This window comes from Kitasatospora sp. NPDC038210 (assembly GCF_055600605.1).
Genome location: NZ_JBVJYK010000006.1, coordinates 134258 through 151888, shown reverse-complemented (window position 1 = coordinate 151888; position 17631 = coordinate 134258). Strand labels below are relative to the sequence as shown.

Below are 17631 nucleotides of genomic sequence, written 5' to 3'. Positions count from 1 at the left end.
GATGAGCCGCCGCTACGACTGTGCCGATGCCGGGGACCGCGCCACCGGCCTGCGCGAGGCCGCCTCGGCCGTCCGCCGCGGCGAACTCGTCGTGCTGCCCACCGACACCCTCTACGGGGTCGGTGCGGACGCCTTCTCCCCGGAGGCCGTCGGCGAGCTGATGGCCGCCCGCGGCCGCGGCCGCAACACCCCGTCACCGGTGCTGGTCGGCTCGCCGACCACCCTGCACGGCCTGGTCACCGACTTCTCCGAGCAGGCCTGGGAACTGGTCGACGCCTTCTGGCCCGGCGGCCTCACCCTGGTCGCCCGGCACCAGCCCTCGCTGCGCTGGGACCTCGGCGAGACCCGCGGCACCGTCGCGGTCCGGATGCCGCTGCACCCGGTCGCCATCGAGCTGCTGAACGCCACCGGCCCGATGGCCGTCTCCAGCGCCAACCTGACCGGCGGATCGTCCCCGCTGACCTGCGACGAGGCGCAGTCGCAGCTCGGCGACGCGGTCTCGGTCTACCTGGACGGCGGGTCGGCCGACCACGCCGCCGCCTCGTCCATCGTCGACGTCACCGGCAAGGTCCCGGTCCTGCTGCGGGCCGGCGCGATCAGCGTCGAGCAGCTGAGGGAGGTCGTCCCCGACCTGGAGGCCGGCAGTTGACGCCCACCGCCTCGCTCCGTTCCGGGCCCGGCATAGCGCCGTACCTGAGCGTGGACCCCAGGCCGCTGGACCACTTCCGGATCCTCTTCGTCTGCACCGGGAACATCTGCCGCTCGCCGATCGCCGAGCGGCTCACCCGGCGTGAGCTGGACACCCGGCTGAGCCCCCGGGTGGCCGGGCGGATCCTGGTCGAGAGCGCCGGCACCTGGGGCCACGTGGGCGCGCCGATGGAGGACCACGCGGCGACCGTGCTCGACGAGTACGGCGCCGACAGCGGCGGCTTCACCGGCCGCGAGCTGCTGGACGAGCACGTGGTCGAGGCCGACCTGGTGCTCACCGCGACCCTGGACCACCGCGCCCAGGTGATCTCGATGGGCCACGAGGCGGGACTGCGCACCTTCACGCTGAAGGAGTTCACCCGCCTGGTGCGGACGATAGACCCGGGCACGCTGCCCGACCCCCGGCGCGGGGCCGACGTCACCGAGCGGGCCCGCGCGCTGGTCCGCGCGGCGGCCGCGCTGCGCGGCTGGCTGCTGGCCGCCACGCCGGAGTCGGACGAGGTCGACGACCCGTACGGGGCACCGATCGGCATGTTCCGCAACTGCGGCGAGGAGATATTCCACGCGGTCGACCCGGTGGTCACCGCGCTCACGGGCGTTCCGGCGCGCAGGTAGGTGTTCTGGCCCGTCCGGCCGCGTTCCGACGGGCCGGGCGGCGGTGGCGGTCCTACGCTGGATCCACCGTCCCCGCAGCGCCCGGGAGCCCCGCCATGACCGTCACCGACGCCCCGACCGGCTCGACCTCGACGAAGGGGCGCCCGTGGGCGTCCGAGGCCCTGTACCGGGCGGATCCGCAGCTGGCCGACCTGCTGGCCGCGGAGGCCGAGCGGCGCGCCGAGACGATCCAGCTGCTGGCGGGGGAGAACCTCACCAGCCCCGCCGTCCTGGCGGCCCTCACCGGCCCGCTGATCGACAAGTACGCCGAGGGCTACCCGGGCCGCCGGCACCACACCGGCTGCGCGCTGGCGGACGCCGCCGAGCTGCTGGCGATCGACCGGGCCCGCGAGCTGTTCGCCGCCCCGCACGCCAACGTCCAGCCCCGGTCGGCGACTTCGGCGATGCTGGCGGCGTACGCGGCGCTGCTGCGGCCCGGTGACGGGGTGCTGGCGATGTCGCTGGAGCACGGCGGCCACCTCAGCTGCGGCTCGCGCGCCAACTTCTCCGGCCGCTGGTTCGCCTTCACCGGCTACGGCGTGCGCGAGGGCGACGGGCTGATCGACCTCGACCAGGTGCGCGAACTGGCCCGGCTGCACCGCCCCAAGGCGATCGTGGCGGGCTCGATCTCCCACCCCCGGCACCCGGACTGGGCGGCCTTCCGGGAGATCGCCGACGAGGTGGACGCCTACCTGATCGCCTCCGCCGCGCAGACCACCGGTCTGATCGCGGCCGGGGTGGCGCCCTCCCCGGTGCCGTACGCGGACGTCACCGTGGCGGCCACCCACAAGCTGCTGCGCGGTCCGCGCGGCGGCCTGCTGCTGTGCACCGCGGAGCTGGCCGAGCGGGTCGACCGGGCGGTGTTCCCGTTCAGCCAGGGCGGCGCGGCGATGAACGAGGTCGCGGGCAAGGCGGTCGCCCTCGCGGAGGCGTCGACGCCCGCCTACCGGGCGTACGCGGAGCGGGTGGTGTCCGGGGCGCGGGTGCTGGCCGAGGGGCTCGCAGAGGCCGGCATGCGCCCTCTGACGGGCGGTACCGACACCCACCTGGTGACGGCCGACGTGAGCCCGCTCGGGGTGACCGGCGCGGAGGCCGAGCGGCGCTGTGCGGCCGCCGGACTGCTGCTCGGCAAGTGCGCACTGCCGTTCGACCCGGCGCCGCCCGCCGACGCCTCCGGGATCCGGCTCGGGACGGGCACCGTGACCAGCCAGGGGATGGGTACGGCGGAGCTGTCCGAGATCGCCGGGCTGATCGCACGGGTGCTCGCCGGGGGCGCGGTCGCTCCCGCCGCGGCGCGGATCCGCGAGCTCGCGCTGGCGTTCGCCGGCCGGGCCTGACGGCGACCCGTCCAGGGGCATTCCGGATGTCCTACCCGGGAGGGCGAACCGCGATGCGCGTCCCCGGCGTCCGACTCAATAAGGTGTGTGCGTGGCGACGCACCTCGAACCCCGGGAAGGCAGGGGAGTACCTTCGGTACTTCCCCGTTCGACAGTGATGCAGGAGGCCAGTGGTGCGTGAGTATCTGCTGGTGCTGTTCTGCACCGCCGCCGTGACCTACCTGCTGACCGGCCCGGTCCGGAAGTTCGCCATCGCCGCCGGCGCCATGCCGCCGGTGCGCGCCCGCGACGTGCACCGCGAGCCCACGCCGCGGCTCGGCGGCATCGCGATGTTCGGCGGGCTCTGCGCGGGCATCCTGGTCGCCTCGCAGCTCGACAACCTGAGCAAGGTGTTCACCCAGGGCACCGACATCCGCGCGCTGCTGTCCGGCGCCGGGATCATGTGGCTGCTCGGTGTGCTCGACGACAAGTGGGGCGTGGACGCGCTGGTGAAGCTCGGCGGCCAGATGATCGCCGCCGGTGTGATGGTCTGGCAGGGCGTCACGGTGATCACCCTCCCGGTGCCCGGCGTCGGCGCGGTCGCGGTGAGCCCGACCCAGGGCATGGTCATCTCGGTCACCCTGGTCGTCGTCATGGTCAACGCGGTGAACTTCATCGACGGTCTGGACGGCCTGGCCGGCGGCATGGTCTGCATCGCCGCGATGGCGTTCTTCCTGTACAGCTACCGGCTCTGGTACGGCTACGCGATCACCGACGCGGCCCCCGCCGTGTTGTTCAGCGTGCTGCTGATCGGCATGTGCCTGGGCTTCCTGGCGCACAACATGCACCCCGCGCGGATCTTCATGGGCGACTCCGGCTCGATGATGCTGGGCCTGATGCTGGCCGTCGCCGCGATCTCCATCACCGGCCGGGTCGACCCGGACCTGATCAACAACGAGACCGGTTCGCAGACCGCCACCGTGCACGCCCTGGTGCCGATCTACATCCCGCTGCTGCTGCCGCTGACGGTCATCGCGCTGCCGCTGGCCGACCTGCTGCTCGCGGTGGTGCGCCGCACCTGGGCCGGCCAGTCGCCGTTCGCCGCCGACAAGCGCCACCTGCACCACCGGCTGCTGCAGGTCGGGCACTCGCACAGCCGGGCCGTGCTGATCATGTACTTCTGGGCCGCGCTGATCGCCTTCGGCTCGGTGGCCTTCTCGGTGACCAACACCGGTCGCACCGTGGTCCTGACGCTCGCCGGGCTCTGCCTGCTCGGCCTGGTGGTGCTGCTCACCCCGCGGTTCCGGCCGCGCGCCCCGCGGGCGGTGCAGTCCTTCGTCCCGCCGCGCTACCGCCGCCAGCCCTCCGGCCCGATGGCCGAACTGTCCGCGAAGGACAAGCAACTTCTGGGTGAAGCAGGCGTGGACTCCTCCGAGCGCGCCGACCACGGTCCGGCCAGCGGCCGTCGCTGACAGGGGAGTTGGCGTTCCGTCAGATGGCCTCACCCGTACGGCGGATTCGTTGCGCTGCTGGTGTGACAGGTGCCACACATTCATGGTAAAGCTCTCATCAAATAGTTTGTGATACCGTTCACGAGTACCGAGAACACGCCGAAAGACCTGACAGGTGGATGACTTCCGTCCCTGTCGGTCTCCTTCGACGGGCCCGCCGTCCTCGCGAGCGGCCCGGCGGCGATGCCTCGGTCCGGTGTCACCCGCCACCATCTGTGCCCGTCCCCCGCCACTCGACATGCCGCCGGAGCTGCCGACATGCCGTCCACCGACGCCCGGATCCTCCGAGGCGCCGCGATTCCCACTGCGGTCGCCGGGATCATCGCCATGGCGATCTCGTTCGCCGTCGCCGGTGGGAAGGGGCTGCTCGGCGCCCTCTTCGGCGCACTGCTCGTGATGGCGTTCTTCAGCTCGGGCCAGGTCGCGCTCGACCGCCTGACCAGGTCGAACCCGCACATCATGATGGCCGCGGCGCTCCTGGTGTACACCACGCAGATCCTGCTGGTCGGCATCGTGCTCGCGGTCTTCAAGGACACCGACCTGTTCAACCGGCAGGCGTTCGCCTTCACGCTGCTGGGCTGCGCACTGATCTGGACGGGCTTCCAGGTGCGCGGTGCGCTCAAGGCCAAGACCTTCTACGTCGACGCCGACGCCTCGGAAAAGAAGGGCGACAAGCCCTCCGACTCGGGACGTCAACAGTGACGAGGCCTGACTGTCCCCCCAACGAGGGGGGCGGTGTTTATGCCGCACTGACGGCCTGCTATCGTCCGTCGCAACAACGGAGTACGGGAAGAGGCCTGGTCTGTCCGGACAGCGGACCGATCGCCCCCCGGACCCGCGCAGTCTTCGATGATCCCGTAGCAGCGCAGCGCGCCGCCGTGCGGGGTCGGCGAGAAACCCATCAAGTTCCAGTGCCGCTCCGTGGCCGCAGGCCACGCCGACACACCGAGGTTGCCGTATCCATGCGTCACGACGAAGGAGTCCGTGGTGAGTGCTGAACTCACGTCCCTCGCCTCAGGCAGTTGCCACTTCGGGGACGCTGGCTGCGGCTTCCCGGCCCCGGGTCTGAACGAGTTCGACTTCAAGCCGATCTTCACCATCGGCAGCTTCTACTTCAACAAGCCGATGCTGCTGTCGATGGTCGTCGCGGTGCTGGTGGTCGTCTTCTTCTGGGCCGCCTTCGCCAAGCCGCGCCTGGTCCCCGGCAAGCTGCAGCTGGTCGCTGAGATCGGCTACGACTTCGTGAAGCGCTCCATCGTGCTGGAGACGATCGGCAAGAAGGGCGAGAAGTACGTCCCGATGCTGGTCTCGATGTTCTTCTTCATCTGGTTGATGAACATCATGTCGGTCATTCCGTTCGCGCAGTTCCCGGTGACGGCGGCGATCGCGTTCCCGGCCGGCCTCGCGGCGGTCGTGTGGGTCACCTACATGACGCTGACCTTCAAGAAGCACGGCTTCGTCGGCGGCTTCAAGAACCTCTGCTGGCCCTCGGGCATCCCCGGCTGGGTCATGTTCATCCTGGTGCCGATCGAGTTCTTCTCGAACATCTTCGTGCGCCCCTTCACGCTCGCGGTCCGAGCCTTCGCGAACATGTTCGCCGGCCACCTGCTGATCGTGATGTTCTCCATCGCCTCCTGGTACCTGCTCAGCCCGACCCTGGGCGCGCTGTACGGCTCGGCCTCGTTCGTCGTCGCCGTCGCGCTGACCGCCTTCGAGCTGCTGGTCCAGTTCCTGCAGGCCTACATCTTCGTCATGCTGGCCAGCAGCTACATCGCCGGTGCCCTCGAAGAGTCGCACTGAGCCAGGGGGCCCCGGCCCCGCCTGAACCAACCTCCCGGATCGCCCGGTGGCCAATCACCACCGGTTCACCACCCTGCAAAGGACAACGTCAATGAGCATCCTCGCTGAGGGCACTGTCTACGGTTCCGTCGCCTCCATCGGCTACGGCCTCGCCGCCATCGGCCCCGGCATCGGCGTCGGTCTGATCTTCGGCAACGGTGTCCAGGCGATGGCCCGTCAGCCCGAGGCTGCCGGTCTCATCCGTTCCAACATGTTCATCGGCTTCGCGCTGACCGAGGCGCTCGCCCTCATCGGCATCGTCATGCCGTTCGTCTTCGGCAACAAGTAATCCTGCCGCAGACCCTTTCGAGGAAGGTCCAGATATGAGCATCGTGGCTCAGCTCGCGGCCGAGGAGAAGATGAACCCTCTCCTCCCCAACTGGCCCGAGATCATCATCGGCCTGCTCTGCTTCTTCATCGTCTTCGGTCTGCTCGGCAAGAAGCTCCTTCCCAGCATCGAGAAGGTGCTGTCGGAGCGCCGGGACGCCATCGAGGGCGGCATGGAGCGTGCCGAGGCCACTCAGGCCGAGGCCCAGGCCGTGCTTGAGCAGTACCGTGCCGAGCTTGCCGAGGCGCGCCACGAGGCCGCCCGCATCGTCGAGCAGGCTCGCGAGCAGGGCGCCGCCCAGCTGGCGGAGATGCGCGAGGAGGGCCAGCGTCAGCGCGAGGCCATCGTCGCCGCCGGTCACGCCCAGATCGAGGCTGACAAGAAGCAGGCGACTGCCGCCCTGCGCCAGGACGTGGGCTCGCTGGCCACCCAGCTGGCGTCCCGCATCGTGGGTGAGTCCCTGGAGGACCACGCCCGGCAGAGCGGTGTGATCGACCGCTTCCTGGATGAGCTGGAGGCCAAGGCCGCCGTTGCTCAGGGTGCGGCCAAGTGATCGGCGCCAGCCGTGAGGCCCTCGCGGCCGGCCGGCAGAACCTGGAGAGCCTGACCGACTCCACCTCGGTGGACGCGGCCAAGCTCGCCGAGGAGCTCACCGCCGTCACGGCCGTGCTGGACCGTGAGGTGTCGCTGCGCCGCGTCCTGACCGACCCGTCCCGGTCGGGCCAGGACAAGGCCCAGCTGGTCAGCTCGCTGCTGACCGGCCAGGTCTCCGGCGAGGCCGTCGACCTGGTCTCCGGGCTGGTCCGCTCCCGCTGGTCGGGCTCGCGCGACCTGGTGGACGCGACCGAGGAGCTCGCCGCGTACGCCGAGGTCATCGCCGCGGACAAGGCCGGCGCCCTGGACGACGTCGAGGACGAGCTGTTCCGCTTCGGCCGGGTGGTGAGCGGCTCGCACGAGCTGCGCGCCGCGCTGACCGAGCCGAAGGCCGGCGCCGTCGCCAAGGCCGAGCTGATCAAGAAGCTGCTGGGCGGCCGCGCCAACGCCGGCACCGTCCGGCTGGTCACCGCCCTCGTCAACGCGCCGCGTGGCCGTAGCCTGGAGCAGGGCCTTGAGTCCTATTCGAAGCTCGCCGCCGCTCGCCGCGGCCGCGTGGTGGCCCTGGTCACCACCGCGGTGCCGCTGTCGGACACCCAGAAGGAGCGCCTGTCCGGTGCTCTGGGCCGGATGTACGGCCGCCAGGTCCACCTGAACATCGACGTCGACCCCGAGGTCGTCGGCGGAGTCCGGGTGCAGATCGGCGACGAGATCATCAACGGCACCGTGTCGAGCCGCCTTGACGGCGCTCGCCAGTCGCTCGAAGGCTGAGCACCGAAGCAGCACATCCGACCCTCGGTCGGGAAACCGGCTCCCCAAGGAGCCGGCAAATCGTACGGCCGGTTCGAAAGACCCGGCCGAGAGTCGAATACTTGCGGCCCTCAATGGCGGGCCGAGGATCGCAAACTAGGAGAGCAGGGAAGCCTGATGGCGGAGCTTACGATCCGTCCGGAGGAGATCCGGGACGCGCTGGCCGACTTTGTCCAGTCGTACCAGCCGGACGCCGCTTCTGTGGAAGAGGTCGGCACGGTCACTGACGCGGCGGACGGCATCGCGCATGTCGAGGGTCTGCCCTCGGTCATGGCGAACGAGCTGCTGAAGTTCGAGGACGGCACCCTCGGCCTCGCGCTGAACCTCGACACCCGCGAGATCGGTGTCGTCGTCCTCGGTGAGTTCGGCGGCATCGAAGAGGGCCAGACCGTGCGCCGCACCGGCGAGGTCCTCTCGGTTCCGGTCGGCGACGGCTACCTCGGCCGCGTCGTGGACCCGCTGGGCAACCCGATCGACGGTCTCGGCGACATCGCCGCCACCGGCCGTCGTGCCCTGGAGCTGCAGGCCCCCGGCGTCATGGCCCGCAAGTCGGTCAAGCAGCCGCTGCAGACCGGCATCAAGGCCATCGACGCGATGACCCCGATCGGCCGCGGCCAGCGTCAGCTGATCATCGGCGACCGCCAGACCGGCAAGACCGCGGTGGCCGTCGACACGATCATCAACCAGCGTGACAACTGGCGCTCGGGCGACCCGGAGAAGCAGGTCCGCTGCATCTACGTCGCCGTGGGCCAGAAGGGCTCCACCATCGCGTCCGTCCGCGGCGCCCTGGAGGAGGCCGGCGCGCTGGAGTACACCACCATCGTGGCTGCTCCCGCCTCCGACCCGGCCGGCTTCAAGTACCTCGCCCCGTACACCGGTTCGGCCATCGGCCAGGAGTGGATGTACGACGGCAAGCACGTCCTGATCATCTTCGACGACCTGTCGAAGCAGGCCGAGGCCTACCGCTCCGTCTCCCTGCTGCTGCGCCGCCCGCCGGGCCGCGAGGCCTACCCGGGTGACGTCTTCTACCTGCACTCCCGCCTGCTGGAGCGCTGCGCCAAGCTGAACGACGCCCTCGGCGGCGGCTCGATGACCGGTCTGCCGATCATCGAGACCAAGGCCAACGACGTCTCGGCGTACATCCCGACCAACGTCATCTCCATCACCGACGGCCAGTGCTTCCTGGAGTCCGACCTGTTCAACGCCGGCATCCGCCCGGCCGTGAACGTCGGTATCTCGGTCTCCCGCGTCGGTGGCTCCGCCCAGATCAAGGCCATGCGCTCGGTCGCCGGCCGCCTGCGCCTGGACCTCGCCCAGTACCGCGAGCTGGAGGCCTTCGCCGCCTTCGGTTCCGACCTGGACGCGGCCTCCAAGGCCCAGCTGGAGCGCGGTGCGCGCATGGTCGAGCTGCTGAAGCAGGGCCAGTACCAGCCGTTCCCGGTCGAGGAGCAGGTCGTCTCCATCTGGGCCGGCACCACCGGCAAGATGGACGACGTCCCGGTCGCCGAGATCCGTCGCTTCGAGCGCGAGTTCCTGGACCACGTCCGCCTGCAGCACAAGGACCTGCTGGCCGGCATCGTCGAGACCGGTCTGCTGGCCGACGGCACCGTCGACGCGCTGACCACCGCGATCGAGGCCTTCAAGCAGGGTTACCAGACCGCTGACGGCAAGCTGCTCTCCGAGCAGGCCTGAGTCCGGTAGCGAGGGAAAGGACGTAACGACCCATGGGAGCACAGCTTCGGGTCTACAAGCGCCGGATCCGCTCTGTCACCGCGACGAAGAAGATCACCAAGGCGATGGAGATGATCTCCGCGTCGCGCATCGTCAAGGCGCAGCGCGCGGTGGCCGCCTCCACTCCGTACGCCGATGAGCTCACCCGGGCGGTGACGGCGGTGGCCACCCGGTCCAACGCCAAGCACCCGCTCACCACCGAGAACCCGAACGCCTCGCGCGCCGCCGTCCTGCTGATCACGGCGGACCGCGGCCTGGCGGGCGGTTACTCGACCAACGCCATCAAGGCCGCCCAGACGCTCACCGAGCGCCTGCGGTCCGAGGGCAAGGACGTGGTGACGTACATCATCGGTCGCAAGGGTGTCTCGTACTACACGTTCCGCAATCTCACGATCGCGGACTCGTGGACGGGATTCTCGGACAAGCCGACCTACGGTGACGCGAAGACCGTGGCAGCCGACCTGATCGAGGCCTTCACGGCCGAGACCGGCGGCGTGGACGAGCTCCACCTGATCTCGACCGAGTTCGTGTCGATGCTGACGCAGAACGCGGTGGAGGCCCGGCTGCTGCCGCTGAAGCTGGACGAGGTCCAGCTCAGCGACCAGTCGCCGGCCAAGTCGGAGATCTTCCCGCTGTACGACTTCGAGCCGTCGGCGGAGGGCGTCCTGGACGCGCTGCTGCCGCGGTACGTCGAGAGCCGGATCTACAACGCGCTGCTGCAGTCGGCCGCTTCCGAGCACGCCGCCCGCCGCCGTGCGATGAAGAGCGCGACGGACAACGCCGGCGAGCTCATCAAGTCGCTCACGCGGCTTGCCAACTCGGCCCGTCAGGCCGAGATCACCCAGGAAATCAGCGAGATCGTCGGTGGCGCCAACGCGCTCGCTGACGCGAGCCGCGGGAGCGAATGAGTATGACCACCACTGTTGAGCCGACCACGGCGACGGGCCGCGTCGCGCGGGTCATCGGCCCGGTCGTCGACGTGGAGTTCCCCGTCGACGCGATTCCGGACATGTACAACGCCCTGCACGTCGAGGTGGACAACCCCGACGGCACGGGCAAGAAGACCCTGACCCTTGAGGTCGCCCAGCACCTCGGCGACGGCATGGTCCGCGGCATCTCGATGCAGCCGACCGACGGCCTGGTCCGCGGTTCGCAGGTCACCGACACCGGTGCCGCGATCTCCGTGCCGGTCGGCCAGATCACCAAGGGCAAGGTGTTCAACGCCCTCGGTGACGTGCTGAACGTCGACCAGGCGGAGTTCGACTCCCAGGTCGAGGTCCGGTGGCCGATCCACCGCAAGGCCCCCGAGTTCAAGGACCTTGAGTCCAAGACCGAGATGTTCGAGACCGGCATCAAGGTCATCGACCTGCTCACCCCGTACGTCCAGGGTGGCAAGATCGGTCTGTTCGGTGGTGCCGGTGTCGGCAAGACCGTTCTGATCCAGGAGATGATCTACCGCGTCGCCGAGAACTTCGGTGGTGTGTCGGTGTTCGCCGGCGTCGGCGAGCGCACCCGTGAGGGCAACGACCTCATCGACGAGATGGTCGACTCGGGCGTTCTGGACAAGACCGCGCTGGTCTTCGGCCAGATGGACGAGCCGCCGGGCACCCGTCTGCGCGTCGCGCTGTCCGCGCTGACCATGGCGGAGTACTTCCGTGACGTCGAGAAGCAGGACGTGCTCCTCTTCATCGACAACATCTTCCGGTTCACCCAGGCCGGTTCCGAGGTGTCGACCCTGCTCGGCCGCATGCCCTCCGCGGTGGGTTACCAGCCGAACCTGGCCGACGAGATGGGCCTCCTGCAGGAGCGCATCACCTCGACCCGCGGTCACTCGATCACCTCGATGCAGGCGATCTACGTCCCCGCGGACGACCTGACCGACCCGGCCCCGGCCACCACCTTCGCCCACCTGGACGCGACCACCGTTCTGTCGCGCCCGATCTCGGAGAAGGGCATCTACCCGGCCGTCGACCCGCTGGACTCCACGTCCCGCATCCTCGACCCGCGGTACATCGCGCAGACCCACTACGACACGGCCATCCGTATCAAGGGGATCCTGCAGAAGTACAAGGACCTCCAGGACATCATCGCGATCCTCGGCATCGACGAGCTGTCCGAAGAGGACAAGATCACGGTGCACCGTGCCCGTCGCATCGAGCGCTTCCTCTCGCAGAACACCTACGTGGCGAAGCAGTTCACCGGCGTCGAGGGTTCGACCGTCCCGCTGTCGGAGACCATCGAGGCCTTCAACGCGATCGCCGACGGCAAGTACGACTCCGTCCCGGAGCAGGCCTTCTTCATGTGCGGTGGCATCGAGGACCTGGAGAAGAACGCCGCCGAGCTGGCGAAGAAGTAATCGCGGCCGGTAGCAGCTGAGTGACCGTGAGGGGTGGCCCCCGAGCCTGGGGACCACCCCTCGCGTCGCATCGGCTGTGATTCCGGTCAAATCCGTGCCGCCGGTTTCATGCCGAGGGTGCGGGGCCGTTATTCTTACCGAAACTCCCGAGTAATCGGGCGTTGCATGAGCCTAGGAGCCCACGTTGGCTGAGCTGCACGTCGAGCTGGTCGCAGCCGACCGCAAGGTGTGGTCCGGTGCGGCCACCATCGTCGTCGCCCGTACGGCCTCCGGTGACACCGGCATCATGCCGGGCCACACCCCGGTGCTGAGCGTGCTGGAGACCGGTCCGGTCACCATCCGCACGGTGGACGGCGGCACCGTGATCGCTGCGGTGCACGGCGGCTTCATCTCCTTCGCCGACAACAAGCTGTCTCTGCTCGCGGAGATCGCCGAGCTGGCGGACGAGATCGACGTCGCGCGTGCCGAGCGCGCACTGGAGAAGGCCAAGTCGGGCCTGGACGAGCACGCCGAGCGGCGCGCCGAGGTCCGTCTGTTCGCGGCGCGCGGCCTCAAGGCCCACGCCTGAGTGCGCCGGACCCCGGCTTAGCGGGGTCGACCGACGGTCCCGGGGACGCGTGAGCGTGACCCCGGGACTGTCGTCGTAGTTGGTAGGTCAGCGCGGTCGCTTGATACGACCGCTACGGGGAACGCGGGTAGCGAGGAGGTAGGTGAGCATGGTCCTCGCGCTTGTGGTGTGTGCGGCGGTCGTGGCCCTGGGTGTGATCGGCCTGGTGGCCTTCGCCGTCCGCCGCCGGCTGATCCAGCGGGTGGGCGGAACGTTCGACTGCAGTTACCGGCTCAAAATGCCCGCCGACGCCTCGACGCAGCCCGACCTCGACGAGAACGGGAAGCCCACCTCCGCCCCGGTCCCCCCGACCGACGGCAAGGGGTGGGTTTTTGGTATCGGCCGGTACAGCGGCGACTCGATCGAGTGGTTCCGGGTCTTCTCGTACGCCCCGCGGCCGCGCAAGGTGCTGCCGCGCCGGGAGATCGAGGTCCTCGGCCGGCGCTACCCGGAGGGCCAGGAGGAGCTGGCGCTGCTCTCCGGCTCGGTGGTGCTGCGCTGCCTGCACAACGGGGCGCCGCTGGAGCTGGCGATGAGCGAGGACGCGCTGACCGGCTTCCTGGCCTGGCTGGAGGCGGCCCCGCCCGGGCAGAGGGTGAACGTCGCGTAGCGACGGACCCTCGGGGTGGGGGTGCCCCCGGCCGGAGGCTGGGGGAGGGTGAACGTCGCGTAGCGACGGGACCCTCGGGGTGGGGCGTGCGACGTCCCTGCGGGGTTAACGCCGCCTAACGTCGCGGGCTAGGGTGGCCGCATGGTCAATCTGACGCGCATCTACACCCGTACCGGCGACGACGGCACCACCGCGCTCGGCGACATGAGCCGGACCACCAAGACCGACCCGCGGCTGATCGCCTACGCGGACGCCAACGAGGCGAACGCGGCGATCGGGGTGGCCCTGGCGGTCGGGGCGCTGTCCGAGGACGTCGCGGCGGTGCTGGTGCGGGTCCAGAACGACCTCTTCGACGTCGGAGCCGACCTGTCCACCCCGGTGGTGGAGGACCCGAAGTACCCGCCGCTGCGGGTGCTGCAGTCCTACGTCGACCGCCTGGAGCAGGACTGCGACCACTACCTGGAGCAGGTCGAGAAGCTGCGCAGCTTCATCCTGCCCGGCGGCACGCCCGGCGCGGCCCACCTGCACCTGGCCTGCACGGTGGTGCGGCGGGCCGAGCGCTCGACCTGGGCGGCGATCGCGGAGCACGGGGACACCGTCAACCCGCTGACCGCGAAGTACCTCAACCGGCTGTCCGACCTGCTGTTCATCCTGGCCCGGGTCGCCAACAAGGAGCGCGGCGACGTGCTCTGGGTGCCGGGCGAGAACCGCTAGCCGCGCACGCTAGCGCGTCGACTCGGCCGGGGCCTTCTCCGGCTCCACCACGCGGCCGTTCTCGACCAGGACGCCGGCCGGCGCCTCCTTGGGCCACAACGAGTAGCAGCCGGCCACGACCACGTTGACCACGGCCGCGATGCCCAGCTTGAGGTACCACTGCAGGAACGTGCCGTAGTGGGCGGAGCCCGCGGAGAGCGGGACGAGCAGGGTGATCAGGCCGAGCGTGATCGCGGCGGAGACGACGGTGCGGCCGGCGATCTGCCACTCGTGCCTGGTCCGCTCGGGGCCGTACTTCGGCGAGGGCAGCGGCTTGGGGCCGCCGGCGAAGCGGTGCTGGAAGTGCCGGTCGGCCCAGCGGACCAGCGAGGGGCCGTAGCCGACCGAGAACCCGGCGTAGCTCGCGGCGAGCGCGTGCGTCCAGCCGGCCTCGGCGCCGCCGCGCAGGTCGAGCACGGTGAGCGCGTACAGCGCGAGGTCGACGGCGGGGAGGCCGAGCAGCAGGACGGTACTGGTGCGGCGCCACCGCAGCAGGTAGCGGGTGGAGAGGGCCAGGCCGAGGACGATCCACCAGGAGATCTCGGCCGCGACGATGAGGGTGACGATCACGTTCTGCTCCCGGACGTTCGGCGGTGTGCCCAGCCTCGTGTGCGGGTGCGCCCGTGTCGTCGTCGTGCGGTGCCGTCCCGGTCTGCATCTTTCGATGTAGCGGACTCCTCCGTGGACCGGAGCCGGACGGTCCGCCGGGGATGGTGGGATGGGGGCGTGCCCGTTCCCGTCCCGTCCCTCTCCCCGCGCCGGCAGGACCAGCTGATCGCCCTCTGCGGGCTGCTCGGCGGGACCGTGCTGATCGTCTTCCGGGTGTACGACAACGCCGACCACGTGCAGCTGTGGGCGGTGGTGCTGCCGATGCTGGTGATGTCCGGGCTGGAGCTGTGCCGACGCTCCAGGCCGGTGCTCGCGGTGTCGCTCGGCGGGTTGGCCTTCGCGGCCAGCCTGTTCACCGGCAGCCTGCTGGCGACCCTGATCATGTACACCGATCTGCTGTACGCCGCGGTGATCTACGGCACCCGCCGGATGTCGCGGGTGCTGCACCTGACCGGCGGGTCGACCGTGCTGGTGCTCTCCAGCCTGGCCTGGTACGCCGCCGGCACCCCGTCCGGGCTGCTGGTCGCGGTGCTCAGCTCGCTGGTCTTCCTGGCGCCGGTGTGGACCGGCGACGTGGTGCGCAAGCACCGGCAGGAGGCGGAGGCCGAGCGACTGCGGGCCGAACAGACCGCGCTGCTCTCGGAGATGGACCGGCGCGAGGCGATCGGCGCGGAACGGGCCCGGATGGCACGGGAGTTGCACGACGTGGTGGCCAACCACCTGTCGGCGATCGCGATCCACGCCACCGGAGCGCAGTCCGTGGCCAAGCGCCGGAGCCTGCCCGCGGACGACCCGCTGGTGGAGGTGCTGGCGGTGATCCGGGAGAACAGCGTCCAGGGATTGGCCGAAATGCGTCGGATGATCGGACTGCTCCGGGACAGCGGCGGGGGAGAGGTCGACGAGTCGTACGCGGCGCCCGACCTCGCCGCGGTGGACGCCCTGCTGACCAAGGCCCGGGCGGCCGGCCAGGACGTCGGGCTGGAGTTCGAGCTGGCCGAGCACGGCGAGCGCGGGGAGGTGCCGGTGCCGGTCGGGCTGGCCGCGTACCGGATCGTCCAGGAGTCGCTGACCAACGCGCTGAAGCACGCCGGGCCCGGACTGGTGCGGCTGCGGCTGGAGTTCGGGCCGCAGGACCTGCGGATCGCGGTCGACAGCCCGTACCGCGGCGAGCCGGGCCGCGAACTGCCCGGCGCCCGGGCCGGACTGGTGGGCATGGCGGAACGGGTCGGGCTGCTCGGCGGCAGCTTCGAGGCCGGCCCGAAGGACGGGTACTGGAGCGTGCGCGCGGTACTGCCGCACACGCAGGGGAGCGAGGGGCGGGTATGACGATCCGGGTGCTGGTGGCCGAGGACCAGGCGGCGGTGCGGGCGGCGCTGGTGATGATCCTGCGGGCCGAGCCGGAGTTCGAGGTGGTCGGCCAGGCCGCCGACGGCGAGGAGGCCGTCCGGCTGGCGCTGGAGCTGCGGCCCGACGTGGTGCTGATGGACGTGCAGATGCCCCGGCTGGACGGCGTCTCGGCGACCCGCGAGGTGGTCGCCGCCGGGGCCGGACAGGTGCTCGTGCTGACCACCTTCGACCTGGACGAGTACGTCTACGGCGCGCTGCGGGCGGGCGCGGCCGGGTTCCTGCTCAAGGACCTGGAGGCGGACACCCTGATCGAGGGCATCCGGACGGTGGCGCGCGGGGACGGCATGCTGGCGCCCTCGGTGACGAGGCGGCTGATCGGCGCCTTCGCCCGTCCGGAGCGCCCGGTCGGGCCCGAGGCCCGGGAGGCGGTCTCCGGGCTGACCGTCCGTGAGCGGGAGGTGCTGGCCTGCATCGGGGCCGGGCTGTCCAACGGGGAGATCGCGACCCGGCTGGCGATGGCGGAGGCGACCACCAAGACGCACGTGAGCCGGATCCTGGCGAAGCTGCGCCTGCGCAACCGGGTGCAGGCGGCGATCCTGGCCCAGGACCTCGGCCTGACCATCTGACCATGTGACCGTCCGGCCGCCCGAGCGTCCGGGCGTTCGGCCGACGGGCTCCGACCGGTCACCCGGGCGGCTGACCAGGTCGGTTGCAGATCACACTCCCGATTGCTACTGCGTGGGGGATTCGGGCACTAGAGTCCGCGTGAGCGAGCGGAGCGAGTGAACGAACGAAGCAGCGAGCTCCGCGCAAGCGACTGCCGAGCGCAGGCGAGGCAGGAAGATCGAGCGATGCGGCTCCACGGCGGTGACCCCTGCCCTGAGCCGCCTTCAGGGCCCGCCCGCGGGGCGGCGACGGCATCGGGAGACCAAGCCATGAGCAATGCGTCCAGCAAGCAGATCGCCGTGATCGGTGCCGGCCTGATGGGCGCCGGCATCGCCCAGGTGTCCGCGCAGGCCGGCCACCCGGTGGTGCTGCGGGACGTCACCGAGGAGGCGCTGCAGCGCGGCCTCGCGGGCATCCGCGCCTCGTACGAGAAGTTCGTCGCCAAGGGCCGGCTGAGTGCCGAGGAGGCCGAGGCCGCGCTGGGCCGGATCACCACCACCACCGACCTGGGCGCCGTCGCCGAGGCCGACATCGTGGTCGAGGCCGTGTTCGAGCAGCTGGACGTCAAGGAGGCCGTCTTCCGCGAGCTGGACAAGCTCGCCAAGGACGGCGCCGTGCTGGCCTCCAACACCTCCGCCATCCCGATCACCCGGATCGCGGCCACCACCCAGCGCCCGGAGTCGGTCGTCGGCGTCCACTTCTTCTCGCCGGTCCCGATGATGAAGCTGGTCGAGCTGGTCCGCGGCTACAAGACCAGCGACGAGACGCTGGCCACCGCCCGCGCCTACGCCGAGGGCGTCGGCAAGGAGGTCGTGGTGGTCAACCGCGACGTGGCCGGCTTCGTCACCACCCGCCTGATCACCGCGCTGGTCGTCGAGGCCGCCAAGCTGTACGAGTCGGGCGTCGCCACCGCCGAGGACATCGACACCGCCTGCCGCCTCGGCTTCGGCCACGCGATGGGCCCGCTGCAGACCGCCGACCTGACCGGCGTGGACATCCTGCTGCACGCCGCCCACAACATCTACACCGAGACCAAGGACGAGAAGTTCGCCGCCCCGGAGATCATGGCCCGCATGGTCACCGCCGGTGACCTGGGCCGCAAGAGCGGCCGCGGCTTCTACCCGTACGAAGGCAAGTGAGCCGACGGGGCTGAACGACCCGGCGGGCCGTGCGATCGGAGCGTCGCGCGGCC

Annotated in this window: 19 protein-coding genes; 18 read left to right on the top strand and 1 reads right to left on the bottom strand. The window is 70.4% G+C overall.

Translation table 11 applies throughout. The features are described from left to right. The first annotated feature begins 1 nt into the window (after position 1). From ACZ7KX_RS14760 to ACZ7KX_RS14690, 15 genes are all read left to right on the top strand, one after another. Positions 2 to 649 (top strand): L-threonylcarbamoyladenylate synthase, encoded by a 648-nt coding sequence (locus tag ACZ7KX_RS14760; protein ID WP_350522924.1) that lies wholly within the window; start codon positions 2 to 4, stop codon positions 647 to 649. Positions 650 to 681: 32 nt separating this feature from the next. After that, positions 682 to 1323 (top strand): arsenate reductase/protein-tyrosine-phosphatase family protein, encoded by a 642-nt coding sequence (locus tag ACZ7KX_RS14755; RefSeq protein ID WP_350523030.1) that lies wholly within the window; start codon positions 682 to 684, stop codon positions 1321 to 1323. A gap of 95 nt (positions 1324 to 1418) precedes the next feature. Beyond that, entirely contained in the window at positions 1419 to 2699 is a 1281-nt protein-coding gene (locus tag ACZ7KX_RS14750; RefSeq protein WP_470326770.1) for a serine hydroxymethyltransferase, read from the top strand. A gap of 173 nt (positions 2700 to 2872) precedes the next feature. Continuing rightward, the gene (locus ACZ7KX_RS14745) at positions 2873 to 4150 is read left to right on the top strand and encodes an MraY family glycosyltransferase (protein ID WP_396544330.1); all 1278 of its coding nucleotides are present in this window, start codon (positions 2873 to 2875) and stop codon (positions 4148 to 4150) included. A 297-nt stretch (positions 4151 to 4447) separates the two neighbouring features. Continuing rightward, positions 4448 to 4891 carry a hypothetical protein gene (locus ACZ7KX_RS14740; RefSeq protein WP_470326769.1) on the top strand — a complete coding sequence of 148 codons (444 nt, stop codon included), beginning with the start codon at positions 4448 to 4450 and terminating at the stop codon, positions 4889 to 4891. 285 nt (positions 4892 to 5176) lie between these two features. Next, positions 5177 to 5989, top strand: a complete 813-nt coding sequence (gene atpB, locus ACZ7KX_RS14735) for a F0F1 ATP synthase subunit A (RefSeq protein ID WP_470326768.1) — start codon at positions 5177 to 5179, stop codon at positions 5987 to 5989. A 91-nt stretch (positions 5990 to 6080) separates the two neighbouring features. Continuing rightward, positions 6081 to 6317, top strand: a complete 237-nt coding sequence (gene atpE, locus ACZ7KX_RS14730; RefSeq protein WP_030282059.1) for an ATP synthase F0 subunit C — start codon at positions 6081 to 6083, stop codon at positions 6315 to 6317. A gap of 34 nt (positions 6318 to 6351) precedes the next feature. Further along, the gene (locus ACZ7KX_RS14725) at positions 6352 to 6909 is read left to right on the top strand and encodes a F0F1 ATP synthase subunit B (protein WP_363569355.1); all 558 of its coding nucleotides are present in this window, start codon (positions 6352 to 6354) and stop codon (positions 6907 to 6909) included. Beyond that, positions 6906 to 7721 (top strand): F0F1 ATP synthase subunit delta, encoded by an 816-nt coding sequence (locus tag ACZ7KX_RS14720; RefSeq protein WP_470326767.1) that lies wholly within the window; start codon positions 6906 to 6908, stop codon positions 7719 to 7721. The genes ACZ7KX_RS14725 and ACZ7KX_RS14720 overlap by 4 nt, the downstream gene beginning before the upstream one ends. A 156-nt stretch (positions 7722 to 7877) precedes the next feature. Continuing rightward, complete coding sequence (gene atpA / locus ACZ7KX_RS14715) at positions 7878 to 9452, top strand: F0F1 ATP synthase subunit alpha (RefSeq protein ID WP_470326766.1); 1575 nt, start codon at positions 7878 to 7880, stop codon at positions 9450 to 9452. Between the two features lie 32 nt (positions 9453 to 9484). After that, positions 9485 to 10399, top strand: a complete 915-nt coding sequence (locus ACZ7KX_RS14710; protein WP_350522916.1) for a F0F1 ATP synthase subunit gamma — start codon at positions 9485 to 9487, stop codon at positions 10397 to 10399. Between the two features lie 2 nt (positions 10400 to 10401). Then, the gene (gene atpD, locus ACZ7KX_RS14705; protein ID WP_470326765.1) at positions 10402 to 11847 is read left to right on the top strand and encodes a F0F1 ATP synthase subunit beta; all 1446 of its coding nucleotides are present in this window, start codon (positions 10402 to 10404) and stop codon (positions 11845 to 11847) included. Positions 11848 to 12031: 184 nt separating this feature from the next. After that, complete coding sequence (locus tag ACZ7KX_RS14700) at positions 12032 to 12415, top strand: F0F1 ATP synthase subunit epsilon (RefSeq protein ID WP_030235805.1); 384 nt, start codon at positions 12032 to 12034, stop codon at positions 12413 to 12415. Positions 12416 to 12563: 148 nt separating this feature from the next. Next, positions 12564 to 13064 carry a DUF2550 domain-containing protein gene (locus ACZ7KX_RS14695; protein WP_350633459.1) on the top strand — a complete coding sequence of 167 codons (501 nt, stop codon included), beginning with the start codon at positions 12564 to 12566 and terminating at the stop codon, positions 13062 to 13064. 141 nt (positions 13065 to 13205) lie between these two features. Beyond that, complete coding sequence (locus ACZ7KX_RS14690) at positions 13206 to 13778, top strand: cob(I)yrinic acid a,c-diamide adenosyltransferase (protein WP_350522913.1); 573 nt, start codon at positions 13206 to 13208, stop codon at positions 13776 to 13778. A 9-nt stretch (positions 13779 to 13787) separates the two neighbouring features. On the opposite strand, the gene ACZ7KX_RS14685 is transcribed toward ACZ7KX_RS14690, so the two are convergent. After that, positions 13788 to 14387: a hypothetical protein gene (locus ACZ7KX_RS14685; RefSeq protein ID WP_470326764.1), complete on the bottom strand. Its 600-nt coding sequence runs from the start codon at positions 14385 to 14387 to the stop codon at positions 13788 to 13790. A 156-nt stretch (positions 14388 to 14543) separates the two neighbouring features. Here ACZ7KX_RS14685 and ACZ7KX_RS14680 point away from each other — a divergent pair, with 156 nt between their 5' ends. The 3 genes from ACZ7KX_RS14680 (at position 14544) to ACZ7KX_RS14670 (ending at position 17578) form a co-directional block, all read left to right on the top strand. After that, a complete protein-coding gene (locus ACZ7KX_RS14680; RefSeq protein ID WP_470326763.1) occupies positions 14544 to 15752 on the top strand; it encodes a sensor histidine kinase in 1209 nt (402 codons plus the stop codon). After that, the gene (locus ACZ7KX_RS14675) at positions 15749 to 16399 is read left to right on the top strand and encodes a response regulator (protein ID WP_396544319.1); all 651 of its coding nucleotides are present in this window, start codon (positions 15749 to 15751) and stop codon (positions 16397 to 16399) included. Before ACZ7KX_RS14680 ends, ACZ7KX_RS14675 begins: the two co-directional genes overlap by 4 nt. 309 nt (positions 16400 to 16708) lie before the next feature. Next, positions 16709 to 17578 carry a 3-hydroxyacyl-CoA dehydrogenase family protein gene (locus ACZ7KX_RS14670; RefSeq protein ID WP_470326762.1) on the top strand — a complete coding sequence of 290 codons (870 nt, stop codon included), beginning with the start codon at positions 16709 to 16711 and terminating at the stop codon, positions 17576 to 17578. Positions 17579 to 17631 lie beyond the last annotated feature (53 nt).

Excerpts from the sequence above, each read along its gene's own strand:
- ACZ7KX_RS14760 (WP_350522924.1), top strand. The coding sequence starts at position 2 with ATGAGCCGCCGCTACGACTGTGCCGATGCCGGGGACCGCGCCACCGGC.
- ACZ7KX_RS14750 (WP_470326770.1), top strand. The coding sequence starts at position 1,419 with ATGACCGTCACCGACGCCCCGACCGGCTCGACCTCGACGAAGGGGCGC.
- ACZ7KX_RS14740 (WP_470326769.1), top strand. The coding sequence starts at position 4,448 with ATGCCGTCCACCGACGCCCGGATCCTCCGAGGCGCCGCGATTCCCACT.
- atpE (WP_030282059.1), top strand. The coding sequence starts at position 6,081 with ATGAGCATCCTCGCTGAGGGCACTGTCTACGGTTCCGTCGCCTCCATC.
- ACZ7KX_RS14725 (WP_363569355.1), top strand. The coding sequence starts at position 6,352 with ATGAGCATCGTGGCTCAGCTCGCGGCCGAGGAGAAGATGAACCCTCTC.
- atpA (WP_470326766.1), top strand. The coding sequence starts at position 7,878 with ATGGCGGAGCTTACGATCCGTCCGGAGGAGATCCGGGACGCGCTGGCC.
- ACZ7KX_RS14710 (WP_350522916.1), top strand. The coding sequence starts at position 9,485 with ATGGGAGCACAGCTTCGGGTCTACAAGCGCCGGATCCGCTCTGTCACC.
- atpD (WP_470326765.1), top strand. The coding sequence starts at position 10,402 with ATGACCACCACTGTTGAGCCGACCACGGCGACGGGCCGCGTCGCGCGG.
- ACZ7KX_RS14695 (WP_350633459.1), top strand. The coding sequence starts at position 12,564 with ATGGTCCTCGCGCTTGTGGTGTGTGCGGCGGTCGTGGCCCTGGGTGTG.
- ACZ7KX_RS14690 (WP_350522913.1), top strand. The coding sequence starts at position 13,206 with ATGGTCAATCTGACGCGCATCTACACCCGTACCGGCGACGACGGCACC.
- ACZ7KX_RS14675 (WP_396544319.1), top strand. The coding sequence starts at position 15,749 with ATGACGATCCGGGTGCTGGTGGCCGAGGACCAGGCGGCGGTGCGGGCG.
- ACZ7KX_RS14670 (WP_470326762.1), top strand. The coding sequence starts at position 16,709 with ATGAGCAATGCGTCCAGCAAGCAGATCGCCGTGATCGGTGCCGGCCTG.